This window comes from Marinobacter sp. ATCH36 (genome assembly GCF_023555055.1).
Taxonomy (GTDB): Bacteria; Pseudomonadota; Gammaproteobacteria; order Pseudomonadales; family Oleiphilaceae; genus Marinobacter.
This window is the reverse complement of record NZ_JAMJPL010000001.1, coordinates 1,545,606-1,564,571: the sequence shown is the minus strand read 5'-3', so window position 1 is coordinate 1,564,571 and position 18,966 is coordinate 1,545,606. Positions and strand designations below refer to the sequence as shown.

The following is an 18,966-nucleotide window of genomic DNA, read 5'->3' as shown; positions in this document are numbered from 1 at the left end:
GGGAGGAATGCATCAAAACCAGAAGAACGACGATTATCCTTTTTCGTCAAAACTACTGAACCACGAGTCTGTGGTGCAACGTATTGAATCGGGAGTTAACACCTAAAAGGACGTGTTTGACCATGACATTGCCAGTTCAGGAACAATTATCCGCTGCCAACCGCCCCGAATCGATGCAAAACCGACCAGCACTGCGCAGAACCCGCAACCTTGTAGAGGGTGCTGTCGATGAAAAACGCAACGAGATTGCGCTTTATTTCACCAATACCTTCGACACCTACACAGGGTTATTCGACTGTCTGGCCGATGATGCGGGCTATTACAGAAAGTCCGTTCCACTGAGACACCCGCTCATTTTCTATCTCGGCCATACCGCGACCTTCTTCGTCAACAAACTGGTGCTGGCAAAGCTATTGCCAGAGCGCATTGACCCGCACATGGAATCCGTTTTCGCCGTAGGCGTTGATGAAATGAGCTGGGACGACCTCAACGATGATCACTACGAATGGCCCAGTGTTTCTGCCGTGATGGATTACCGCGCCAAGGTTCGCGCCAGCATTCTTGAGCTGATTGAAACCCTGCCTCTGAATCTGCCCATCAACTGGGAAAGCCCCTGGTGGCCGATCATCATGGGCATCGAGCACGAGCGCATTCACCTGGAAACCTCGTCCGTGCTCATCCGCCAGCATGATCTGGCCAGGGTAAAACCGCAGCCGGATTGGGCCCCCATACGCGAAACCGGGGACGCCCCGGAGAACATCCTCATTACCGTTCCTGCCGGCACCGTGCGTATAGGAAAACCCTTCGACGACGCCTACTACGGCTGGGACAATGAGTACGGACAACACGAAGCGAGCGTTGAGAAGTTCAAGGCCAGCCAGTATCTGGTGAGCAATCAGGAGTTTCTGGAATTTGTAGAGGCTGGTGGCTATGAGCAGGACAGCTACTGGAGCGAAGAGGGAAGCTCATGGCGCCGGTTTGCCAAAGCGAAGCAACCTACGTTCTGGCGCTGGCACAATGGCTGGTACCTGCGCCTGATGACCGAAGAAGTTGAAATGCCGTGGGATTGGCCAGTGGAGGTGAACTACCACGAAGCCAAAGCTTTCTGTGAGTGGAAGCAGGAACAAACCGGACTGCCGATCCGCTTGCCAACCGAGGACGAGTGGTACCGCTTATGCTCGGAGGCTGGTATCGAAGAAGTCGGAACGGACCCTGCCAATGCCAACCTCCATCTGGACCATGGCGCATCTTCCTGCCCGGTTACCCGATTCCGTCACGGCGAGTGGTTCGATGTCGTCGGGAATGTCTGGCAGTGGACAGAAACACCCACGTACCCGTTTGACAACTTCAAAGTGCATCCGCTCTACGATGATTTCACAACGCCCACCTTCGACGGGCAACACAACCTGATCAAGGGTGGCTCCTGGATTTCCTGTGGCAACGAAGCCAGGCTGGCAGCACGCTATGCCTTCAGACGTCACTTCTTTCAGCATGCCGGTTTTCGCTACATCGCCTCTGAGCATGAGGCGACCCAACCCAATGGCTACTACGAAAGCGACCGGCTGCTTACCGAGTACGCAGAGTTTCACTTTGGCGATACCTGGTTCGGTGTTGAGAACTTCCCAAAGGCCCTGGCGGACCTGGCATTGGCGTCCATGGAAGGCAAGCCCACCGGTAAAGCCCTGGATCTCGGCTGCGCCTGCGGTCGCTCAAGCTTCGAGTTGGCGAGACAGTTCAACAAAGTGGAGGGCGTAGACTTCTCGGCCAACTTTATCCGTCTCGGGGTGGAAATGGCCGAGCAAGGCTCCGTTCGTTACTCGCTTGCCGAAGAAGGAGAGCTGGTCAGTTATAACACCCGAACCCTCAAGGAGCTGGGGCTTGAAGACTGCGCCGGTAAAGTGAGCTTCCATCAGGGCGATGCCTGCAACCTCAAGCCGCACTATGCGGGCTACGATCTGGTATTGGCGGCCAATCTGATTGACCGGCTTTACCGGCCAAAGCGGTTTCTGGACAGCATCCATGAACGGATCAATGACGGTGGGCTGCTGATCATCGCCTCACCCTACACGTGGCTGGAGGAGCACACGCCAAAGGAAGAATGGATTGGCGGCTTCAAAAAGGATGGTGAAAATTACACCACACTGGATGGCCTGAAAGACTGTCTTTCCCGGAACTTCCGTTTGGTGAGTGAGCCGAGAAAAGTGCCGTTTGTGATTCGCGAAACCCAGCACAAATTCCAGCACACGCTTTCTGAAGTCACTGTCTGGGAGCGGTTGCCGCGCTGATCAGCGCGTCGACCTCCTGATCAATCGCCTTGCTTGCCACCAGCTGCTCAAACCAGCTGGTGGCTATTTCGTCAGTCAACAGTCCCATCAGTGCGCCAAGCACCATGCCCCGGTGAACATTATCACCACCCAGATTGGTATTCACGCGAAGCGCGAGCCAGGGGTCCCTGTGGTACTTGTAAGCCAGATACAGGACCACCGGCCACGAATCGGAAATATAGCAGGCCGGTGAGTACAGCCGGCCGACAACGTGCAGATCGGGCAGATTGCGCTTCACCAGACCAGCGATATCGAGACCAGCCACGCCTTTGCCGGCTTCCGCCAGAAGCGACTTTACACCCTCTTCACCCGGCTTCTCCATTAACCCGCAGAGCAGGCTTACATAGCGGTCACAGACCTTCATCAAGGCCTCATCCGGATGGGTCAGTGCCACATGTTCGCGGCACAATGCCTGTATCGCGGGCACGTCGGCACCCCTGAGTCGTTGCGAGAATACCAGCGGGGCGATTGTCGCCAACCCGCCAACTGACGGTGTATCGTGGGTTGTCATCGCGCATTTTTCCGGAGGGAGGCCCCGCTGCAGGTTGGCAAAAAACCCCCGATGGTAAGACTCGGCGTAAGTATCCGTGTGCTCGGGAGGGTCTGCCGTCATGAAGCCGATATAAGCCGACAGAAATGCCTGCTGATCATAATGCCCTTTCCCATCAACCAGCGAACGCATAAGAACACGGGCACAATGGGCGTTCAGGGTATTCTCTCCCGGCCCCATCCCCTGATGATAATGAACGTTCGGCACGTTCCAGTACTGGGCCTTGCCCTTCAGAATGACGTCATCCACAATCCGGGGCGCCCTTTCATTTGTCGCGCTCTGCACTGAACGGCGGCCTCCGCTGCTGGTCGAATGCAGCGACATGATAGAGGAGGGGTGAAAATCCGGCGGGGCCTCAAACCGCTGAATACCCCCGGGAAAGGCTTTCTCGATGTCCATCGGGTTGTAATACCAGTGCACCGGCATTGCCAAGGCATCGGCGATGAACTGGGTCTTGAGTGCACTGGCAACACGATGTGATGAATCATAATCCATGGTCAAGCGAACACCTCCGGGCCAGGCCTGAACATTCAGTGCCCAAGTCTGGATTGAAAATTCTTTCGGAACCTGGTTTCTATTTACGATGGGTTTTGAACAACAAATCAGAAATCAGGACCATTGGAGATACCAACAGCCACCATCAATCGTGATGTGATAGGGTTAACACACTGATTTCGCGAGCCTCAGACCCATGCGCATTCGTATTACCCACCAAAGAATTACTATTGCCTTGCAGTTGATACTGTTGGCCGAAACGGCATTCGCAATCTGGGGCCAACGCTGGTTTACCGCGTTCCTGACCGCAATGATCATAGCGATCACTTTTTTCCCGCTGCTGTTTGAGCGCCGTTTCCGGATCCACATTCCGCCAGAACTGCAGCTTGCTGCCATCGCATTCGTGTTTGCGTCCCTGTTTCTGGGCGAGATACGGGATTACTACACCCGCTTCTGGTGGTGGGATATGGCACTGCATACCATGTCCGGCTTTTTGCTGGGCATTCTCGGTTTTCTGCTCGTCCACATCACGAACGAAACCGAGAAGATCCACGTGCACATGAAACCCGGTTTCGTCGCCTTCTTTGCTTTCATGTTTGCTTTGGGTGTGGGGGCGTTGTGGGAGATCTTCGAGTTCACCATGGACTCTTTTTTCGGCATGAATATGCAGAAACCCATGCTGGGCGACCCGTCAGGACTGACGGATACCATGTGGGACCTGATCGTCGACGGCGTTGGTGCCCTGGTCATTTCCCTGTTGGGCTGGCGTTATCTCAAGAATCCCGACGAACGGTCGTTCCTGGAGCGCTGGATCGATTCGTTCATCGAACGTAACCCCAGGTTCTTCAAACGGTAAAGGCACGGGCGGCCGGGTCAGCCAAAGTAGTCCTGTATCCAGTCAAACAGTGTTGTTGTATCTACATCCGACAACGCCATCTGTTTGAAATCGTCACCCACCTCATCTTCGATGGTCACAAACTGGTAGAGCAGCACGCCCGGCTGCTCATCATGCAGGATGAGAGTTATACGCCGGCGTGTGCGCAGGCAGTCGATGGTCATCACATCGGCGGGAATGCCCGAATCACGCATGCCGCGGCGCACTTCCACTACCGGATTGATATGCTGATGCGCCGCCTGTATTCGGGCATGGGCATCACTGGCCATGTCGGACAAAGCTTTCAGCGGATCTTCAGACATACTATTCAACCACTCCTGATCGGGGAACCAGACAATTCATTGCCGTGATGGACAGATCCCGGAACACGTCGTCGGAGGCTATCACACTCGGGAACCTGTCATAGAGCGCCCGCCGGCAGGAAGATGTGCGGGCCTCACTTTTGCTGACGCATTCTGAATGGGCCTCTGAGCCGCGGCTCTGCCCGGCTGCATCCTCACACAGGGCCGGAATCTGAGTAATCACCCAGTCCACAGCAACACTGCGCTCAACCGGATTTGCGGCAAGATTGGTAAAACGACTGGCATCAACAGGTTCCGGTTGTTCCCGGGTTTGCTCCCAGAGAACAAACAGCAGGGATGCGGATACCAGTACAATGGTGACCTTGGGAAGCTTCATGGGCGCCTTTTTAATCCGGTGAAACAGGCTGTGGATGATAAACACTCGGAAGTGTGCTGTCTCGGTTTGCGCGGCTATACTGACTGGGATTTTCACCTCAGGGCCACTCATGGACAAAGGCCCACCCCCTTATACAACAAGGAGTTTGGCACATGACCACACTGATCGTTGGCCTGGTTCTGTTTCTCGGCGTGCACTCACTGTCTATCGTCAACGAGCCGCTACGTAACCGCCTTCATGCCTCCCTGGGCGAGGCTGCGTTCAAAGGGCTCTACGGACTGGCTTCTCTCGTCGGCCTGGTGCTGATCGTATGGGGCTACGGCGCTGCCCGCATGGATCCGACCGTGATCTATGTACCACCGGGCTGGCTTAAGCACCTGTCCTTTCTGCTTCTGGTCCCGGTCTTTCCGCTACTGTTCGCCACTTACTTTCCGGGCAGGATCAAGGCAAAGGTGGGGCACCCGATGCTGGTCGCCGTCAAGCTCTGGGCACTCGCTCACCTACTGGCCAATGGCATGCTGCACGACCTGCTGTTGTTCGGTTCCTTCCTGGCATGGGCCGTAGTCGACCGGATTTCCATGAAGCGCAGAACCCAGCGGCCCATTCCCACTGCACCAGCCACCAGAGCGAATGATGCGATCGCCGTTATCGGCGGACTTGCGGTTTATGTGGTCATGGTGATCTGGGCGCACCAGTGGCTCTTTGGTGTGGCGCCGGTCTGAGCAGACTGCCTTGGTGGAGCGAGCCTGTTCCGGACGTCCGTTACTCTTGCCGTTTCCTCGAACTGGCCACTACAAATGTTCTCCGCCCATGATTTTTCGCGCCGTAGAGCGCCTGATCGGCTGTTTTTATCATCTCCTCAATCGAGGCAAAGTCAGCAGCGGAGCCATAACAGATCCCAATCGAACAACTGAGAAACTTTCCGCCGGGAGCCCCCTCATTCGGCATTGCCATCGCATTCCACTGGGCGAGAATTTCTCTGGCCTGATTTTCAAACTCGGTTCTGTTGTGGCCAGCGGTAACAACAATAAATTCTTCACCACCGTAGCGACCAAGAATGTCCGCCTGACGCTTAAACACACTTTTCAGAATATCGGCCTGGCAGCGAATGGCGCGGTCGCCCTCTTGGTGACCGTACAAGTCATTGAATTGCTTAAAGTGATCCAGGTCGATCATAAACACTGCCAACGGCTGATCCGAGCGCCTGAGCAGGGAGAAGAGCCGCTCTGAATAATCCGTGAGGGCACGACGATTCAACAAATCTGTCAGGCCGTCAGTAGTACTCAGTGTGATCAATTGCTCATTGGCCTCCTCCAGCTTACCTAGCAGCCGGTCCAGCCTATGCCTTCCGATGACACCAATGAACAGTGAGCCCATCACGAATCCAACGTTCATAAACGTGCGATCACCGTACACCGGCTCCAGCAGCATCAGCCACATAAAACCCAGAGAACTCAACAACATGAGCCACAGCGCGTAACGGAAGTGTATTCCGAAGACAAAAAAGCCGAAGAATGCGTACAGCAAAGTTCCCTCGTAGGGAAAACTAAATCCGGCCTGCTCCCAGGCAACGTGAATCAGATAATAATTCGCATAGCTCAAACTGAGGATAACCAGAAAGAAAGCCGGCTGAGCAAACTCGAAGAAACGCCGGTGGAAACTGAACGCAAGCAGAGCAAAAACAACCGGGAGCTGAAGGATTACCCGGTTGATGACGTAAACATCCGCCAATTCTTTCGGCAGCATCTGAAGATCGCCAATCATGAAAAGGATAATCAGAATACCGCCTGTGAGCATCGACAGACGAAGCAGGAGCATGTCGCGAGACGACAGATTGTATTGGTCAACAGAAATATTTCGCATGCAACATTCTCTTGTGAGGCCTCTGAATCATGGCAGAAACTTGAAGCTGATCAAATTCTCTTCGGAGCAGGACTGTGAGTGCAGACCATAACACTCAAGCGCACCACCCATGTGCAACTGCACCAATCATCAACATAAAGCCCGCCAAAAAAAACTCTGACAGCCCACCTTTTACATGTCAGCCTGTATATTTAAAGCGTTTCCAGGCTTATGGCACAAGGGTTGCAATCAAGACTTCATATATCCAGCAGATCTATGAGGGAGTCATCTGTGCACCTGAAACGTTTCAAAACTTTATGGGGACATGAAGGCTCATTGGCGCAGGCCGTTGATCAGGTAGAAGAAGCCGGATTTGATGGCATTGAGGCGCCTGTGCCTGAATCCGCCCAGGCTGCTCATGCCTTTGGTGAAACTCTGTCCGCGAACAAACTCTTGTGGATTCAGGAAGTCTGTACCACCGGCAGCTACGTCCCGCGACGCGATGCAAGCATCAAAGAACATCTGGAAGACTTCGAAACCAAGCTGCTAAGTGCAACCAGAACCGGCCTGAAGCCGGAATTTGTCAATGTAATGGGCGGCTGTGACGCATGGCCCATCGATGACTCGATACGCTTTTTCTCCGAAGCCCAGAACATCGCTGACAGGCTCGGCATTCCGGTCAGTTTCGAAACCCACCGGGGCCGCAGTTTTTTCAGCCCATGGAACACTGTCGCCATTCTGGAGAAAGTGCCCCACATCGACGTCACCTGTGATTTCAGCCACTGGGCAGTGGTCAGCGAACGCCTGCCACACATCGATTGGGACTGCATAGTGCGGACGGCTAAGCAGGCGCGCCACATTCACTCCCGCGTTGGCTACGACCAGGGCCCACAGGTACCTCACCCGGCCGCACCCGAGTACGCCGAGGCGCTGGCATCGCACCAGGCCTGCTGGGAAGCTGTGTGGCAATCACAATCCGAACGGGGACTGGATTACAGCTACATGACCCCGGAATTCGGAACCGACGGCTACCTGCACCTGCTGCCGTTCACCCAGGCACCCATTGCCGATCTCTGGTCCCTCAATCGCTGGATCGGGGAAGAGGAACTGGCGCACTTCAAGCGTTGGCAATCCTCAACCGTCCAAACTTCGAAAATCGCCTGACGCTTTATCGTTCAGAATTCACAGGAGACAACAGGACCATGCCTAACATTACTCAGCATCTTCGCCATTCGGACGGTGTATGGCCGCTGACGCTTGTTCTGGCCTACATTGTTACAGCATACATTGGCGGCTGGCTATTGATGGCTCGGCCCGGATTTTTATTGCCGGCATTGGGCGTGCTCGCCTGCGCCCACGGCATGGTGATCGCTGCTTACCTTGTACATGACTGCGCCCACAATGCCATCTTTAAAAAGACCGAACACAATACCCGTTTGGGCAGACTGCTTAACTGGGTTACCGGCGGCAGCTATGGCACCTATGAGGATCTGCGGTACAAGCACATGCGGCACCATGTGGATAACGCCGATCCGATTTCATTCGATTACCGCGAATGGCTGAAGGCCCATCCCGGAACCGAAAAAATCGTTTTTGCCCTGGAGTGGTGCTACATCCCGGCCGTCGACATTCTGATGCACGCCGTACTGATGGTGGCACCTTTTACGCGCATTGGCACAAGCTCGCTGAGAAAACGCCTTGTGGCTGTTCTGCTGACCCGTGCAGCGGTGCTCGTAGCACTGGCCGCCTGGAGCGTCAAAGCCGTTCTGTTGTATGCCCTTGCCTACATGTTGATGCTCACGGTGCTGCGATTCTTTGATGCCTATCAGCACAACTATGAAATCGTGGTCAACCTGAAAGACCCGGACGCGGAATTGCCCCGGAAAGGCGACCGCGAATACGAACAGGACAACACCTACAGCAACCTGATTTCACGTCGCTGGCCCGCCCTGAATCTACTGGTGCTCAATTTCTGCTACCACAATGCGCACCATGCCAAGCCCACGATGCCCTGGTACAAACTGCCGGCGCTGCATAACGACCTGTTTGGCGACGCCTACACCCGCACTGTCGGCATGAAAGGACAGCTCAGGAGCTATCACCGCAACCGTCTCGACGGCATCTACGCAGAAACCTACGGGCAGGTTGAGGTACCCGAAGCATTGCATGATGGCAAAGCCGTTCCGGTTTACGGGCTCAGCTTCCTGACGGCCTTCTGAGGTTAAACCAATGACCGCAAAGCTCTCGGATAAAGCGACGCAACAAGCGATGACCCCGGCAAAAGCCACAAGCAATAAAGTGCAGAAACGTTCGGATTACTGGTTCGACTTCAACCAGTCGATTCCGGGCGGTCAGCGTCTGGTTCTGGGCGCTATAGGCTGGCTTGCCTTTCTTCTGCTCTGGCAGATCACCTCCCAGATGGAGCTGGCTCCGGATCGCCTGTACCCCGGACCGGCGGCTGTTTTCAGTTCACTGCAGGATTTATTCCTTGAAAAGGGGTTCTTCAGCGACGTTGTCTCCAGTATCACCCGAATCGTGATCAGCTTCGGCATCGCTATTCTGATCGCTTTGCCTATTGGGCTGCTGATGGGTTCCTTTGCCCGGGTAGACGGTGTACTAAATCCGCTTCTTGGGGCATGGCGTTATCTGCCGGCCCCGGCCTTTATTCCGCTGCTGCTGATGTGGCTGGGCACCGGAGATACCCAGAAGATAACGCTGCTATTGATGGGCGTGGTGTTCTTCCTGGTCATCATGCTTGCCGATGTCACCCGACAAACGCCAAAGGTATTGATCGAAACCGCGAAAACGCTGGGTGGCGGGCGCCGCATCATTCTATGGACCGTGCTCTTCCGTCACTCACTGCCGGGCTATGTGGACACCTGCCGGCAGATGCTGGCAGTGAGTTGGACTTACCTGGTGATCGCTGAAATTGTCGCCGCAACCGACGGCATCGGGGCCATGATGATGCGCGCCAAACGCTTTGTGCATGTCGACGACATTATGGCGGGCATCGTCACCATCGGCGTACTCGGCCTGCTGTTCGATATTCTGTTCAGACTGGTTTACCGCAAATGCTTTCCCTATCTCGGCCGGGGGCACTCCTGATGAAGGCGCTCGACCAGATGTCTTTTCCAACTCAAGAGGTAATACGAAATGGACTGGCTTAAACGTGGTCTCTGTATAGCTATGCTTGCCCTGATTTCGGGAAATGCCCTGTCGGCAGAGACAGTACGCCTGTCGCTGTTTTCATGGCCGGGTTACGGTTTCTGGTTTATCGCTCAGGAAAAAAACCTGGCGCCGGATCTCGACTTTGAAATCACCATTATCGAAGACCCTTACGAGAGTTTCGCACTGATGTCTGCAGACGCGCTGGATGTCACGTCCAGTACCGCAGAATACGCCCCGATCGCGGCAGACAAAAACGTCCCGATCAAAATGGTCACCTACACCAATCCGTCCTACGGCACTGACAAAATCGTGCTTGCGCCTGGAATCGAAAGCGCTGAAGACCTCAGGGGTGAATCCGTGGCAGTACTTGAAGGCGGCCTGACCCAGATCTTCATGGGCATATGGCTGGAAGAAAACGGTGTCGGCATCGATGAAGTCGAATTCACCAACCTGATTATGGACGATGCCGTCGGTGCCCTGGTTGGTGGTGATGTCAGCGCTGCCGAATTCTGGGAACCGTTTGGCTCCCAGGCACTGGACGCACTGCCCGGTTCCACTGTTGCCGCCTCCTCGGAAGAACCTGGCTGGATTGAAACGGCCCTTCTGGGTGATGCCATGTACATGAGCGACATGTTTCTGGAAAACAAACCTGAAATCGCCGCCAAGACGATGCAGGCCTATTTCGATGCTGTGGACTACTGGAAAGAAAACCCCGACGAGGCCAACGAAATCATTGCCAAAGCGCTGAGATTTCCGGTGTCTGATGTTGAAAAAGTCATCGGCTCAACCGGTGAAATCCACAAGGGCGGCATCTGGATCTTCGACAAGACTCAGGCTGCAAAATATATGGGCCTGGCGCCCGGTGAGCTGCCCCTTGGCCTGCCCAATGGCCAGGTAACGGAAAACTGGGAAACGGTCACCGACTGGTGGCTAAAATTCGGACTCATTGAGAAGCGTCATCCGATGGAAGCAGGGGTGGATATGACGCCGCTGAAAACAATCCTTGAGTCCGGTCAGTAAAAGGAGCCATTGCCATGCTTTCTGCCAAGGGTCTCTGGGTATCCGGCATCAGCAAAACCTTCCAGTCTGGTGGTCGCTCCATTCTGGCGCTGGATGACATTTCGCTGTCACTGCCCACAGGCAAGGTCGGTGTTCTGCTCGGCCCCTCCGGCTGCGGCAAATCCACCCTGTTGCGCATGGTGGCAGGCCTCGAGAAACCCTCGGAGGGCGGCATCAATCTCAATGGCCGGGCAGTCGATCAACCAGGCCGTGACCGGGGAATGGTGTTTCAGGACTACACCTCGTTTCCGTGGCTGACCGTTCGCGACAACGTCGCCTACGGCCTCAAAATCAACGGTGACAGCAGTGCACTCAACGAGGGCACTGTTGATCACTTCATCCGCGCCGTAGGCCTGGAAAAATTCGCAGACGCCTACCCCCATCAGCTTTCCGGAGGCATGCGACAGCGAGTGGCCATCGCTCGAACCCTCGCTAATTATCCGGACTTGCTGCTGATGGACGAACCTTTCGGTGCCCTGGACCCGGAAACCCGCTGGCAGATGCAGGATCTTCTGCTGAACGTGGTTCGCAAAGAGCGCACCACCGTCATGGCCGTGTCTCACGATATCGAAGAAGCGCTGTATCTGGGCGACGTTGTTTTCTTCCTGTCCCGGCATCCTGGGCGTTTGAAGGAAACCATTCACACGGATTTCAAAGGCGGGCTGCCACAGGGCGACCGGGAGGCATTCCTGCAATCCGATGACTACCGGCAGTTGGAGATTCATATTCGCCGACTGATGCGAGACGAAGGGCGGGATGCGGCTTAGTGCGGAAAAGGAGTTTCACCCACTACCCATTGATGGTTTTGCTGTGCCAACACAATGGCGGGGCAAGCGGGTCCTGCTGGTTCCTGCCGGCCCGGAATGGGTTGAACTGGACTATGAGGCGGTTATCGAAAGCCGCGACAAGCTTCGTCATTTCTTCGGACCGAAAGACCCTTGGTCACCGGAGAACCTTGGCCTGAAAACGGATGAGGCTGATCTGGCCTGGCAGGTTTATCGCTTTCGAACAGTAGGAGCGCGCCGGGATACCAAACTACTACGCCATCATGCGGATGGCTTCCGATCATTGCGTTGGCTGAACCCTCATTTCCTCCAAACCAATTCAGAAAAACGGATTGACTCGAATTCGCCTGCAAGCTTGCCCGCTAAATGGCGAATATGCCCGGGCGTAATTTCGCAGCAGCCACCAACAACGCTTGCACCGTCTGCCAGCCACCGTTGCACATTCGCCGCATAGGCGCTCGGTGAAATATCCGCCCGCGTCTCCAGAGTATCAGCCAGACCGCCATCGGCCATCGCCTGCACCGACTTGAAAGCATTGGCATAACCGCCCACACGCGGATAAAGGCCAGCCAGTTCGGGCATACTGGCAGTCAACACTTCGGGGTCACAGCAGTTCAGCATGATAGCGGTGGGCGCGTAGCTTCTCACTGCTGAGACCGCTTCGGCCAGAGATTCACCGGACTTAAGCCTGCCATCCTCCTCAAGACGAAAGGCCACGCCATAGGGCTTCCCTGGCTCGCTGGCTGCGGCACACGCCGCGCAGGCTTCCAGGCTGTTGGTCATGGTTTCGATCAGGAATACATCAACCCCGGCCTGCAACCGGACCAGTGTGGAATATTCGTCTCTCAGATCTTCAAAGGTACGGTCGGGTTGGCCCCGATAGCTTCCGGTCAGTGGGCCCAGACAACCTGCAATATCCACCTCTGCGTCGGTCGCATTGATGGCACGTTCGAGGGCATCAAAGGCTTGCTGATGAACCTCCGCCATCTGTTCGTGCATCCCCTGCTCACGCATGCGGGTTGCTGTGGCCGCATAGGTATTCAGTGACAGGGTTCTGGCCCCGGCACGGATAAAATCCGCATGCACCGCCGTAACAACCTCGGGTTGCTCCAGCATGACGGCCACGGACCAGAGCGGCGAGCTGACCCGCCGGGCTCTGCGGTAGATTTCCTGGCCAAGGCCTCCGTCCAGAAGTACAACGGGTCTCATACTGGCTCCTTGTGTCTGAATCCGGAGGGTAATACTCCCGCATGCACATCAGGTCGTCAAACCATCTGCCGGCTCTTCAGCCGTGTTTAAAATTGTAAGTCCTCTTCACTATTGCACCCTCCAATCACCTCGCCAGCACTCATCAACGATTTAATAAAACTCATGAAACCAATAGGTTAAACAGCGCCCCATGCATACGCAGCACGTAACCCTCTATCTCAACGTGTTTCCTTCCGTAAACGCCATTTTGCTGACGCAACCTGTGTTTAAAACCAGACCCAGGCCTCATTTCACTGAAAATCTCCGCTGTATGATTCGCCCGATTTCGTCAATAAATTGGTGCATAAAATGTCATATTGCGGCAATAAAACATCGAAGCATGGACTGCTGATGATTTCTGCGGTAGTACTGCTCTCGGGCTGCGGTCTGGACATTACTTCCAACGACAACAGCACAGCAGCGCAATCCCAGGGCACAAACGAGCCGACCTTTGAGGTCACCGGTGCTGCCATGAAAGGCGTTATCCAACAGGGGCGGGTAACTGTCAATCGCCTGGTTTCCGACATACACGGCAACCACACCCCACAGAGAGACTATGCAAAGCCGGTACTGACCGACGACGAAGGTAGTTATAAGTGGCAACTGCGCGGGAAGGCAGATAGCTGGGCACTGGTCGAACTTCGGGCAGACGTGAACACCCGCATGATTTGTGACGTGACACCCCACTGCATACAGAGTGACGCCGAGCCGGTAGCCTTCGGCCACCCCATGGGGCTGGACAGCAGTTTCTCCCTGCGCGGAGCGGGCGACCTGCAACTGGAAACCGTCAACCTCACCCCGCTGACTCACCTGGCCGTAACCCTGGCTGAACGCAGCCCCAACGGGCTTTCTCCAGAGGCCATCTCCGGTGCCTACGAAACAGTGGAAGGCTGGTTTGGCCTGACAGCCGGCTCCTTGCGCCTGACCCCACCGGATCTGACCCGACTGGATGAATCCGGCAGCGTGTCCGCAGACGCCTTGCAGATGGCTATCGCCAATGCTGCTTTCCTCGCGCTGGTGAACGACAACGCTCAATGGGACACCATTTCCGATGTATTAAATAACCTTGCCATGCAGGCAAGTAAAACCGGGCGGATCAGCCTGATGGGCGATGGCGTGAACGTAGCGCTGGCAGATCTCGTTACCGCAGCAGCGGTGCAGGCCTCCGAACTCCAGGCCACCGTGGACTCAAGCATCATCAGCCAGAGACTTGCGGTGGTTGAGCACCGCAACGTGCAACGCTTCAAGTCCATTGCAGACGTCTACCAAGACAGCGATTCCAGCCTCGCAGACACGAACAAAGACAGTACAGTTTCAGACCCAACGGACGATAAGACGAACGACACCAACGGCGACGCCGAACTGGCTGATAAGACCGAAGATACCACCACCGTCGACGGCAACACCGGAGACACCGTCGCCAACACGGAAACTGAAGCCGATGAGCCACAGGCAACGGAAACTTCTCCTGAAGACACCCTTCCGGCCAACACTGCACTGCTGAGCTGGACTGCGCCGCTCACCCGTGAAAATGGCGAAAGCCTGTCCATGGGCGAAATCGCCGGCTTTGAGGTGGTCTACGGCACCAGCCAAGAAACCCTGAACCAAAGTGTCGCCATTGGTGATGCCTCAATCGACGAACTGCTGGTGGATGAGCTCACCGAAGGCAACTGGTACTTCGCCATCCGCACCCTTGATACCGACGGAAACCGCAGCCGGCTGTCCGAGGTTGTGCACAAGCAGATATGAAGCGGTGTCACTGGCCGGCAATCACTTCTTGCCCAAAAACCTTGGTGGCTCAATATCCTGCTGGTGCATCCAGCGATAAATGGTCGGCCGTGAGACACCGTAAGAGCGTGCAACCTCGGAAACATTCCACTGATATTTTTTCAGGGCCGACAACAGTGGATTATGCTCGTTCTGTTCGATAACCGAAACAGGGGCTGAGTTGGCTAGTGCATGATCAGAAAGACATTCTTCCGGCAAATCATTAACCGTAATCTGGCCGTTGTCGCAGGTAGCCTCGGCAAACGCCAGCGCATTAACGAGCTGGCGAATATTACCCGGCCAGTCATAGGCAAGCAGTGCACTCATCGCATCTGCCCGGATGCGGACATCGGGTAATTCACCCCTGGCAATCAGGTTTGCAAGCACCCGCTTAATCACATACTGGCGATCAGCCCTTTCGCCCAGTGAAGGCAAACGCAGGGTAGCGCCATTCAATCGGTAATACAGGTCTGCCCGGAAGGCACCACGCTCAATCAGTTGTCCAAGATCCTGATGCGTGGCTGCTATCACACGGCAGTTCACCTTAACGGGACTGTCAGCACCGACGGGCAGGATCTCACCCTCGGCCAGAACCCGCAGCAGGCGCGTCTGTAGCTGCAAAGGCATGTCGCCGATTTCATCCAGGAATAACGTGCCTCCGTCCGCTTGTTGAATCATCCCCCGCATGCCTTTGGACCGGGCACCGGTAAAAGCCCCCGCCACATAACCGAAAAGTTCGCTCTCGATCAGTGATTCCGGAATGGCAGCACAATTTACCGCCACAAATGCCCGACGGGAGCGATGGCTGGAGTCGTGTATTGCACGGGCCAGTACTTCCTTGCCCGTGCCGGTCTCTCCCAGCACCAGCAGCCCGACATCTCTGTTTCTGAGTCGCTTGGCCAACCCAAGGGTACGCCGCATTACCGGATCATCCGCTGCCAGGGCATCTAACTCGGGTACATAGTCATCAGCAGAAAGGGCCTCAGCCGAAGGCGAGGACGAAGACCTGGCGCTGGGCATGATCAGTGAGGCAAAAAAGGTACTTCCGGTGGCACAGTGCCTGAATGCTTTTACCTGATCGTCATGATCGTAGGGGATGCTCCAGATATCCCTCAACTCGCATTCGAACAGACTGGTAAGGTCCGGCCTGGATATCAGGCCGGCTTCTGCTTTCGGGCTCGATATAAGAGAGCGCCCGGCTGTATTAGCGGCCTCCACACAGCCATCATCGTCAATAGCAAACAGGTACTGACCATTCACCTGAACAAACTCGCGAGAGGCGTCACACCTGAAAATTGTCTGGTTACGATAACGACGCAGAAAGTAAGCATCCTCGATCATCCGGGCATAGAGTTGTGTCAGGTGCATTGCAAAGGTCTGACTACTACGCGGGTCGGGTGAATCGAGGGCGGATATATCCAGAACCGCTAACAGATTGCCAAGAGGATCAAGAATCGGTGCTGACGTGCAGGTCAGATTGATGTGGCTGGCGTCGAAGTGGTCGACCCGATGGCAGGTCAGAGGCTGCTGCTCCTCAATACAGGTGCCGACAGCACAGGTACCTGCATACTGTTCGCTCCAGTCGGCGCCAAGATACAGACCGGCTTTACGCAAACGCTGATCATAACGGCGGTCACCCAGATACTGCACAGTGATACCCCGGTGATCCGTAAGCAGCAACACATAACCGAGGTTGGCGATGTTCATGTAAAGCTGCTCTACACCAGCCCTGGCCACATTGAGAAACTCGTCCACCGAGTCCTGATGCTCTTTCAGGATTTGCTGAGTCACAATCCGCGCGCTGCGTGGCTGACTGGGATCCAGTCCGTACTCATCGATACATCGTTTCCAGGAACGCCCGATCAATTCCGAACCCGGCGGCAACACTGAGGACGAGCGGTCGTCTGTAAAACTCAGAACCGCATCAATGTGGCGCCGCTTTGCCAGTTGCATAGTCATGCCAAGCTCCTGCATCGCTCTGATCTTGTTGTTGTCATCCACGAGAGATACTGCTGCATCGCCCAGATAGCATATACCTCACAAGCCGATATCAACATCCTTCTTTAGTGCCCGATCGGGCATTACACCTGTCACGCGCATACCACCCAAAGCATTACAGGTGTAACGCAAAAAACCTGATCCGGATCCGTCCCCTCGCTGTCCATGACCCACCGGAAGACCAGGTATTGCGCTTGTATTCAGTACTTTAGGAGCCCGGAAGATCCCGAAAGCAAAGCTGGCACACCATCTGCTCAGTCTCGACGGAAGGATTCATTTCTGCACTGGGCGCCAATAGCACCCAGCCAACAACAACAATGCAAATCCGGAGAATCGTAATGAGCGAAACACAAAGCACTTCCACCCAACGAGTCCAGCAATGGCTCGACGGGTTCAACGAAACCCTGCAATCAAGCGATCCCGGCCGGGCCGCTGAGCTATTCGAGGCAGACGGTTTTTGGCGAGATCTCGTCACCATGACCTGGAACATCAAGACAGTGGAAGGTCGCGATGGCATCCGTGACATGCTGGAACAAACGGTCGGCAATACCCGCCCCAGTAACTGGAAGGTTGCGGAAGAGGCCACCGAGCAGGATGGCGTTACCGAAGCCTGGATAACATTCGAGACCAAAGACGCGCTTGGCAAAGGCCATGTTCGCCTGCGCGACGGCGCTGCCTGGACATTACTGACCACCATGCAGGAACTGAAAGAATTCCCGGAGAAACGAAAATTTCTGCGTCCAAAGGGCGCTCAACACGGCGCGACCAAATCACGACAGACCTGGTTTGAGGCAAAGCAGGAGGAAGAACGGGAGCTGGGCTACAGCCGCCAGCCCTACTGCGTAATTATTGGTGGTGGACAGGGCGGCATCGGCCTGGCAGCTCGACTGCGGCAACTGGATGTGCCAACCATCGTTATCGAACGCAACCCGAAGGCGGGTGATTCCTGGCGCAACCGCTACAAATCACTTTGCCTGCATGACCCGGTCTGGTACGACCACATGCCTTACCTGCCATTTCCGGAGCACTGGCCTGTTTTCACACCGAAGGACAAGCTCGGGGACTGGCTGGAGATGTACACCAAAATCATGGAGCTCAACTACTGGGGCTCCACGGAATGCACCGGCGCTCGCTATGACGAAGCCAGCAAGGAATGGGTCGTCGACGTGGTTCGGGAAGGCGAGAAAGTCACCCTGCACCCCAAGCAGCTGGTTCTGGCGACGGGGATGTCAGGTATCCCCAATATCCCCGACATTCCGGGAATGGACAGCTTCGAGGGTGAGCAGCACCACTCAAGCAAGCATCCCGGCGGCGCAGCCTATAAGGGCAAGAAATGTGTTGTGCTTGGCGCCAACAACTCTGCCCACGACATATGCGCGGCACTCTGGGAGAACGACGCCGACGTCACCATGGTTCAGCGCTCGTCCACTCACATCGTGAAATCCGACACACTTATGGATCTGGTGCTCGGCCCGCTCTATTCCGAAGAAGCCGTACAGAATGGCATGACTACCGAGAAAGCCGATCTCACCTTTGCATCGGTTCCGTTCAAAATCATGCCGGACATGCACATACCGGTTTATGAGCAGGTTGCCGAACAGGATGCAGACTTTTACCAGCGCCTGAAGAGGGCCGGATTCATGCTGGACTTCGGTGACGATGGCTCTGGCCTGTTCATGAAATACCTGCGCCGCGGCTCTGGATACTACATTGACGTCGGTGCATCCGAACTTGTTGCCCAGGGTGAGATCAAGCTCAAAAGCGGCGTCAGCATCGAACGGGTTAATCCCAAATCTGTAACCCTGACCGATGGCACGGAGCTGCCGGCAGACCTGATCGTCTACGCTACCGGTTTTGGCTCCATGAATGGCTGGGCCGCCCGGATTATCTCCCAGGAAGTTGCCGACAAAGTTGGCAAATGCTGGGGCATGGGCTCGGACACCACAAAAGATCCCGGCCCCTGGGAAGGCGAACTGAGGAATATGTGGAAACCCACTCACCAGGAAGCACTCTGGTTCCACGGTGGCAATCTGCACCAGTCACGTCACTACTCGCTCTACCTGGCACTTCAGCTAAAAGCCCGGAAAGAGGGGCTCGACACACCGGTCTATGGCCTGGAGGGCGTTCATCATCTCTCCTGAACCCGGAGGCTGGCTT

16 protein-coding genes are annotated in these 18,966 nt (G+C 55.4%); 10 read left to right on the top strand and 6 right to left on the bottom strand.

Translation table 11 applies throughout. The features are described 5' to 3' along the window. Positions 1 to 122: 122 nt before the first annotated feature. Positions 123 to 2,285, top strand: coding sequence for a 5-histidylcysteine sulfoxide synthase (gene ovoA / locus M8010_RS07135; RefSeq protein WP_250089911.1), 2,163 nt, complete (start codon positions 123 to 125; stop codon positions 2,283 to 2,285). Here the strand turns inward: ovoA and M8010_RS07130 are convergent. Then, a complete protein-coding gene (locus tag M8010_RS07130) occupies positions 2,257 to 3,369 on the bottom strand; it encodes an ADP-ribosylglycohydrolase family protein (RefSeq protein ID WP_250089910.1) in 1,113 nt (370 codons plus the stop codon). The two genes, ovoA and M8010_RS07130, sit on opposite strands and share 29 nt — an antisense overlap. 196 nt (positions 3,370 to 3,565) lie before the next feature. Here M8010_RS07130 and M8010_RS07125 point away from each other — a divergent pair, with 196 nt between their 5' ends. Further along, a complete protein-coding gene (locus M8010_RS07125) occupies positions 3,566 to 4,225 on the top strand; it encodes a DUF2238 domain-containing protein (protein ID WP_250089908.1) in 660 nt (219 codons plus the stop codon). 17 nt (positions 4,226 to 4,242) lie between these two features. On the opposite strand, the gene M8010_RS07120 is transcribed toward M8010_RS07125, so the two are convergent. Both M8010_RS07120 and M8010_RS07115 read right to left on the bottom strand, forming a co-directional pair. Continuing rightward, entirely contained in the window at positions 4,243 to 4,566 is a 324-nt protein-coding gene (locus tag M8010_RS07120; RefSeq protein ID WP_250089906.1) for a hypothetical protein, read from the bottom strand. Between the two features lies 1 nt (position 4,567). Continuing rightward, positions 4,568 to 4,942 (bottom strand): hypothetical protein, encoded by a 375-nt coding sequence (locus tag M8010_RS07115; RefSeq protein ID WP_250089904.1) that lies wholly within the window; start codon positions 4,940 to 4,942, stop codon positions 4,568 to 4,570. A gap of 152 nt (positions 4,943 to 5,094) precedes the next feature. On the opposite strand from M8010_RS07115, the gene M8010_RS07110 reads away from it, so the two are divergent. Beyond that, on the top strand, positions 5,095 to 5,664 hold the full coding sequence (locus M8010_RS07110) for an NnrU family protein (protein ID WP_250089903.1): 570 nt from the start codon (positions 5,095 to 5,097) through the stop codon (positions 5,662 to 5,664). A 40-nt stretch (positions 5,665 to 5,704) separates the two neighbouring features. Here M8010_RS07110 and M8010_RS07105 read toward each other — a convergent pair whose 3' ends face one another. Then, a complete protein-coding gene (locus M8010_RS07105) occupies positions 5,705 to 6,805 on the bottom strand; it encodes a GGDEF domain-containing protein (RefSeq protein WP_250089902.1) in 1,101 nt (366 codons plus the stop codon). Positions 6,806 to 7,075: 270 nt separating this feature from the next. On the opposite strand from M8010_RS07105, the gene M8010_RS07100 reads away from it, so the two are divergent. Genes M8010_RS07100 through M8010_RS07080 form a run of 5 tightly spaced genes read left to right on the top strand, consistent with a single transcriptional unit; the run spans position 7,076 to position 11,778 of the window. Continuing rightward, positions 7,076 to 7,948, top strand: a complete 873-nt coding sequence (locus tag M8010_RS07100) for a sugar phosphate isomerase/epimerase family protein (RefSeq protein WP_250089901.1) — start codon at positions 7,076 to 7,078, stop codon at positions 7,946 to 7,948. Between the two features lie 38 nt (positions 7,949 to 7,986). Further along, positions 7,987 to 9,003: a fatty acid desaturase family protein gene (locus M8010_RS07095; RefSeq protein ID WP_250089900.1), complete on the top strand. Its 1,017-nt coding sequence runs from the start codon at positions 7,987 to 7,989 to the stop codon at positions 9,001 to 9,003. A gap of 10 nt (positions 9,004 to 9,013) precedes the next feature. Continuing rightward, positions 9,014 to 9,889 (top strand): ABC transporter permease, encoded by an 876-nt coding sequence (locus M8010_RS07090; RefSeq protein ID WP_250089899.1) that lies wholly within the window; start codon positions 9,014 to 9,016, stop codon positions 9,887 to 9,889. 48 nt (positions 9,890 to 9,937) lie between these two features. After that, entirely contained in the window at positions 9,938 to 10,972 is a 1,035-nt protein-coding gene (locus tag M8010_RS07085; protein WP_250089898.1) for an ABC transporter substrate-binding protein, read from the top strand. A 14-nt stretch (positions 10,973 to 10,986) separates the two neighbouring features. Next, positions 10,987 to 11,778 carry an ABC transporter ATP-binding protein gene (locus tag M8010_RS07080; RefSeq protein ID WP_250089897.1) on the top strand — a complete coding sequence of 264 codons (792 nt, stop codon included), beginning with the start codon at positions 10,987 to 10,989 and terminating at the stop codon, positions 11,776 to 11,778. Between the two features lie 318 nt (positions 11,779 to 12,096). Here the strand turns inward: M8010_RS07080 and M8010_RS07075 are convergent, their stop codons facing one another. Beyond that, the gene (locus tag M8010_RS07075) at positions 12,097 to 13,005 is read right to left on the bottom strand and encodes a homocysteine S-methyltransferase family protein (RefSeq protein WP_250089896.1); all 909 of its coding nucleotides are present in this window, start codon (positions 13,003 to 13,005) and stop codon (positions 12,097 to 12,099) included. A 390-nt stretch (positions 13,006 to 13,395) separates the two neighbouring features. Here M8010_RS07075 and M8010_RS07070 point away from each other — a divergent pair, with 390 nt between their 5' ends. Next, positions 13,396 to 14,793, top strand: a complete 1,398-nt coding sequence (locus M8010_RS07070; RefSeq protein WP_250089895.1) for a DUF4998 domain-containing protein — start codon at positions 13,396 to 13,398, stop codon at positions 14,791 to 14,793. 21 nt (positions 14,794 to 14,814) lie between these two features. Here the strand turns inward: M8010_RS07070 and M8010_RS07065 are convergent, their stop codons facing one another. Further along, positions 14,815 to 16,770, bottom strand: a complete 1,956-nt coding sequence (locus M8010_RS07065) for a sigma-54-dependent Fis family transcriptional regulator (RefSeq protein ID WP_250089894.1) — start codon at positions 16,768 to 16,770, stop codon at positions 14,815 to 14,817. A gap of 377 nt (positions 16,771 to 17,147) precedes the next feature. Here M8010_RS07065 and M8010_RS07060 point away from each other — a divergent pair, with 377 nt between their 5' ends. Next, entirely contained in the window at positions 17,148 to 18,950 is a 1,803-nt protein-coding gene (locus M8010_RS07060) for an NAD(P)/FAD-dependent oxidoreductase (RefSeq protein WP_250089893.1), read from the top strand. Positions 18,951 to 18,966: the final 16 nt, after the last annotated feature.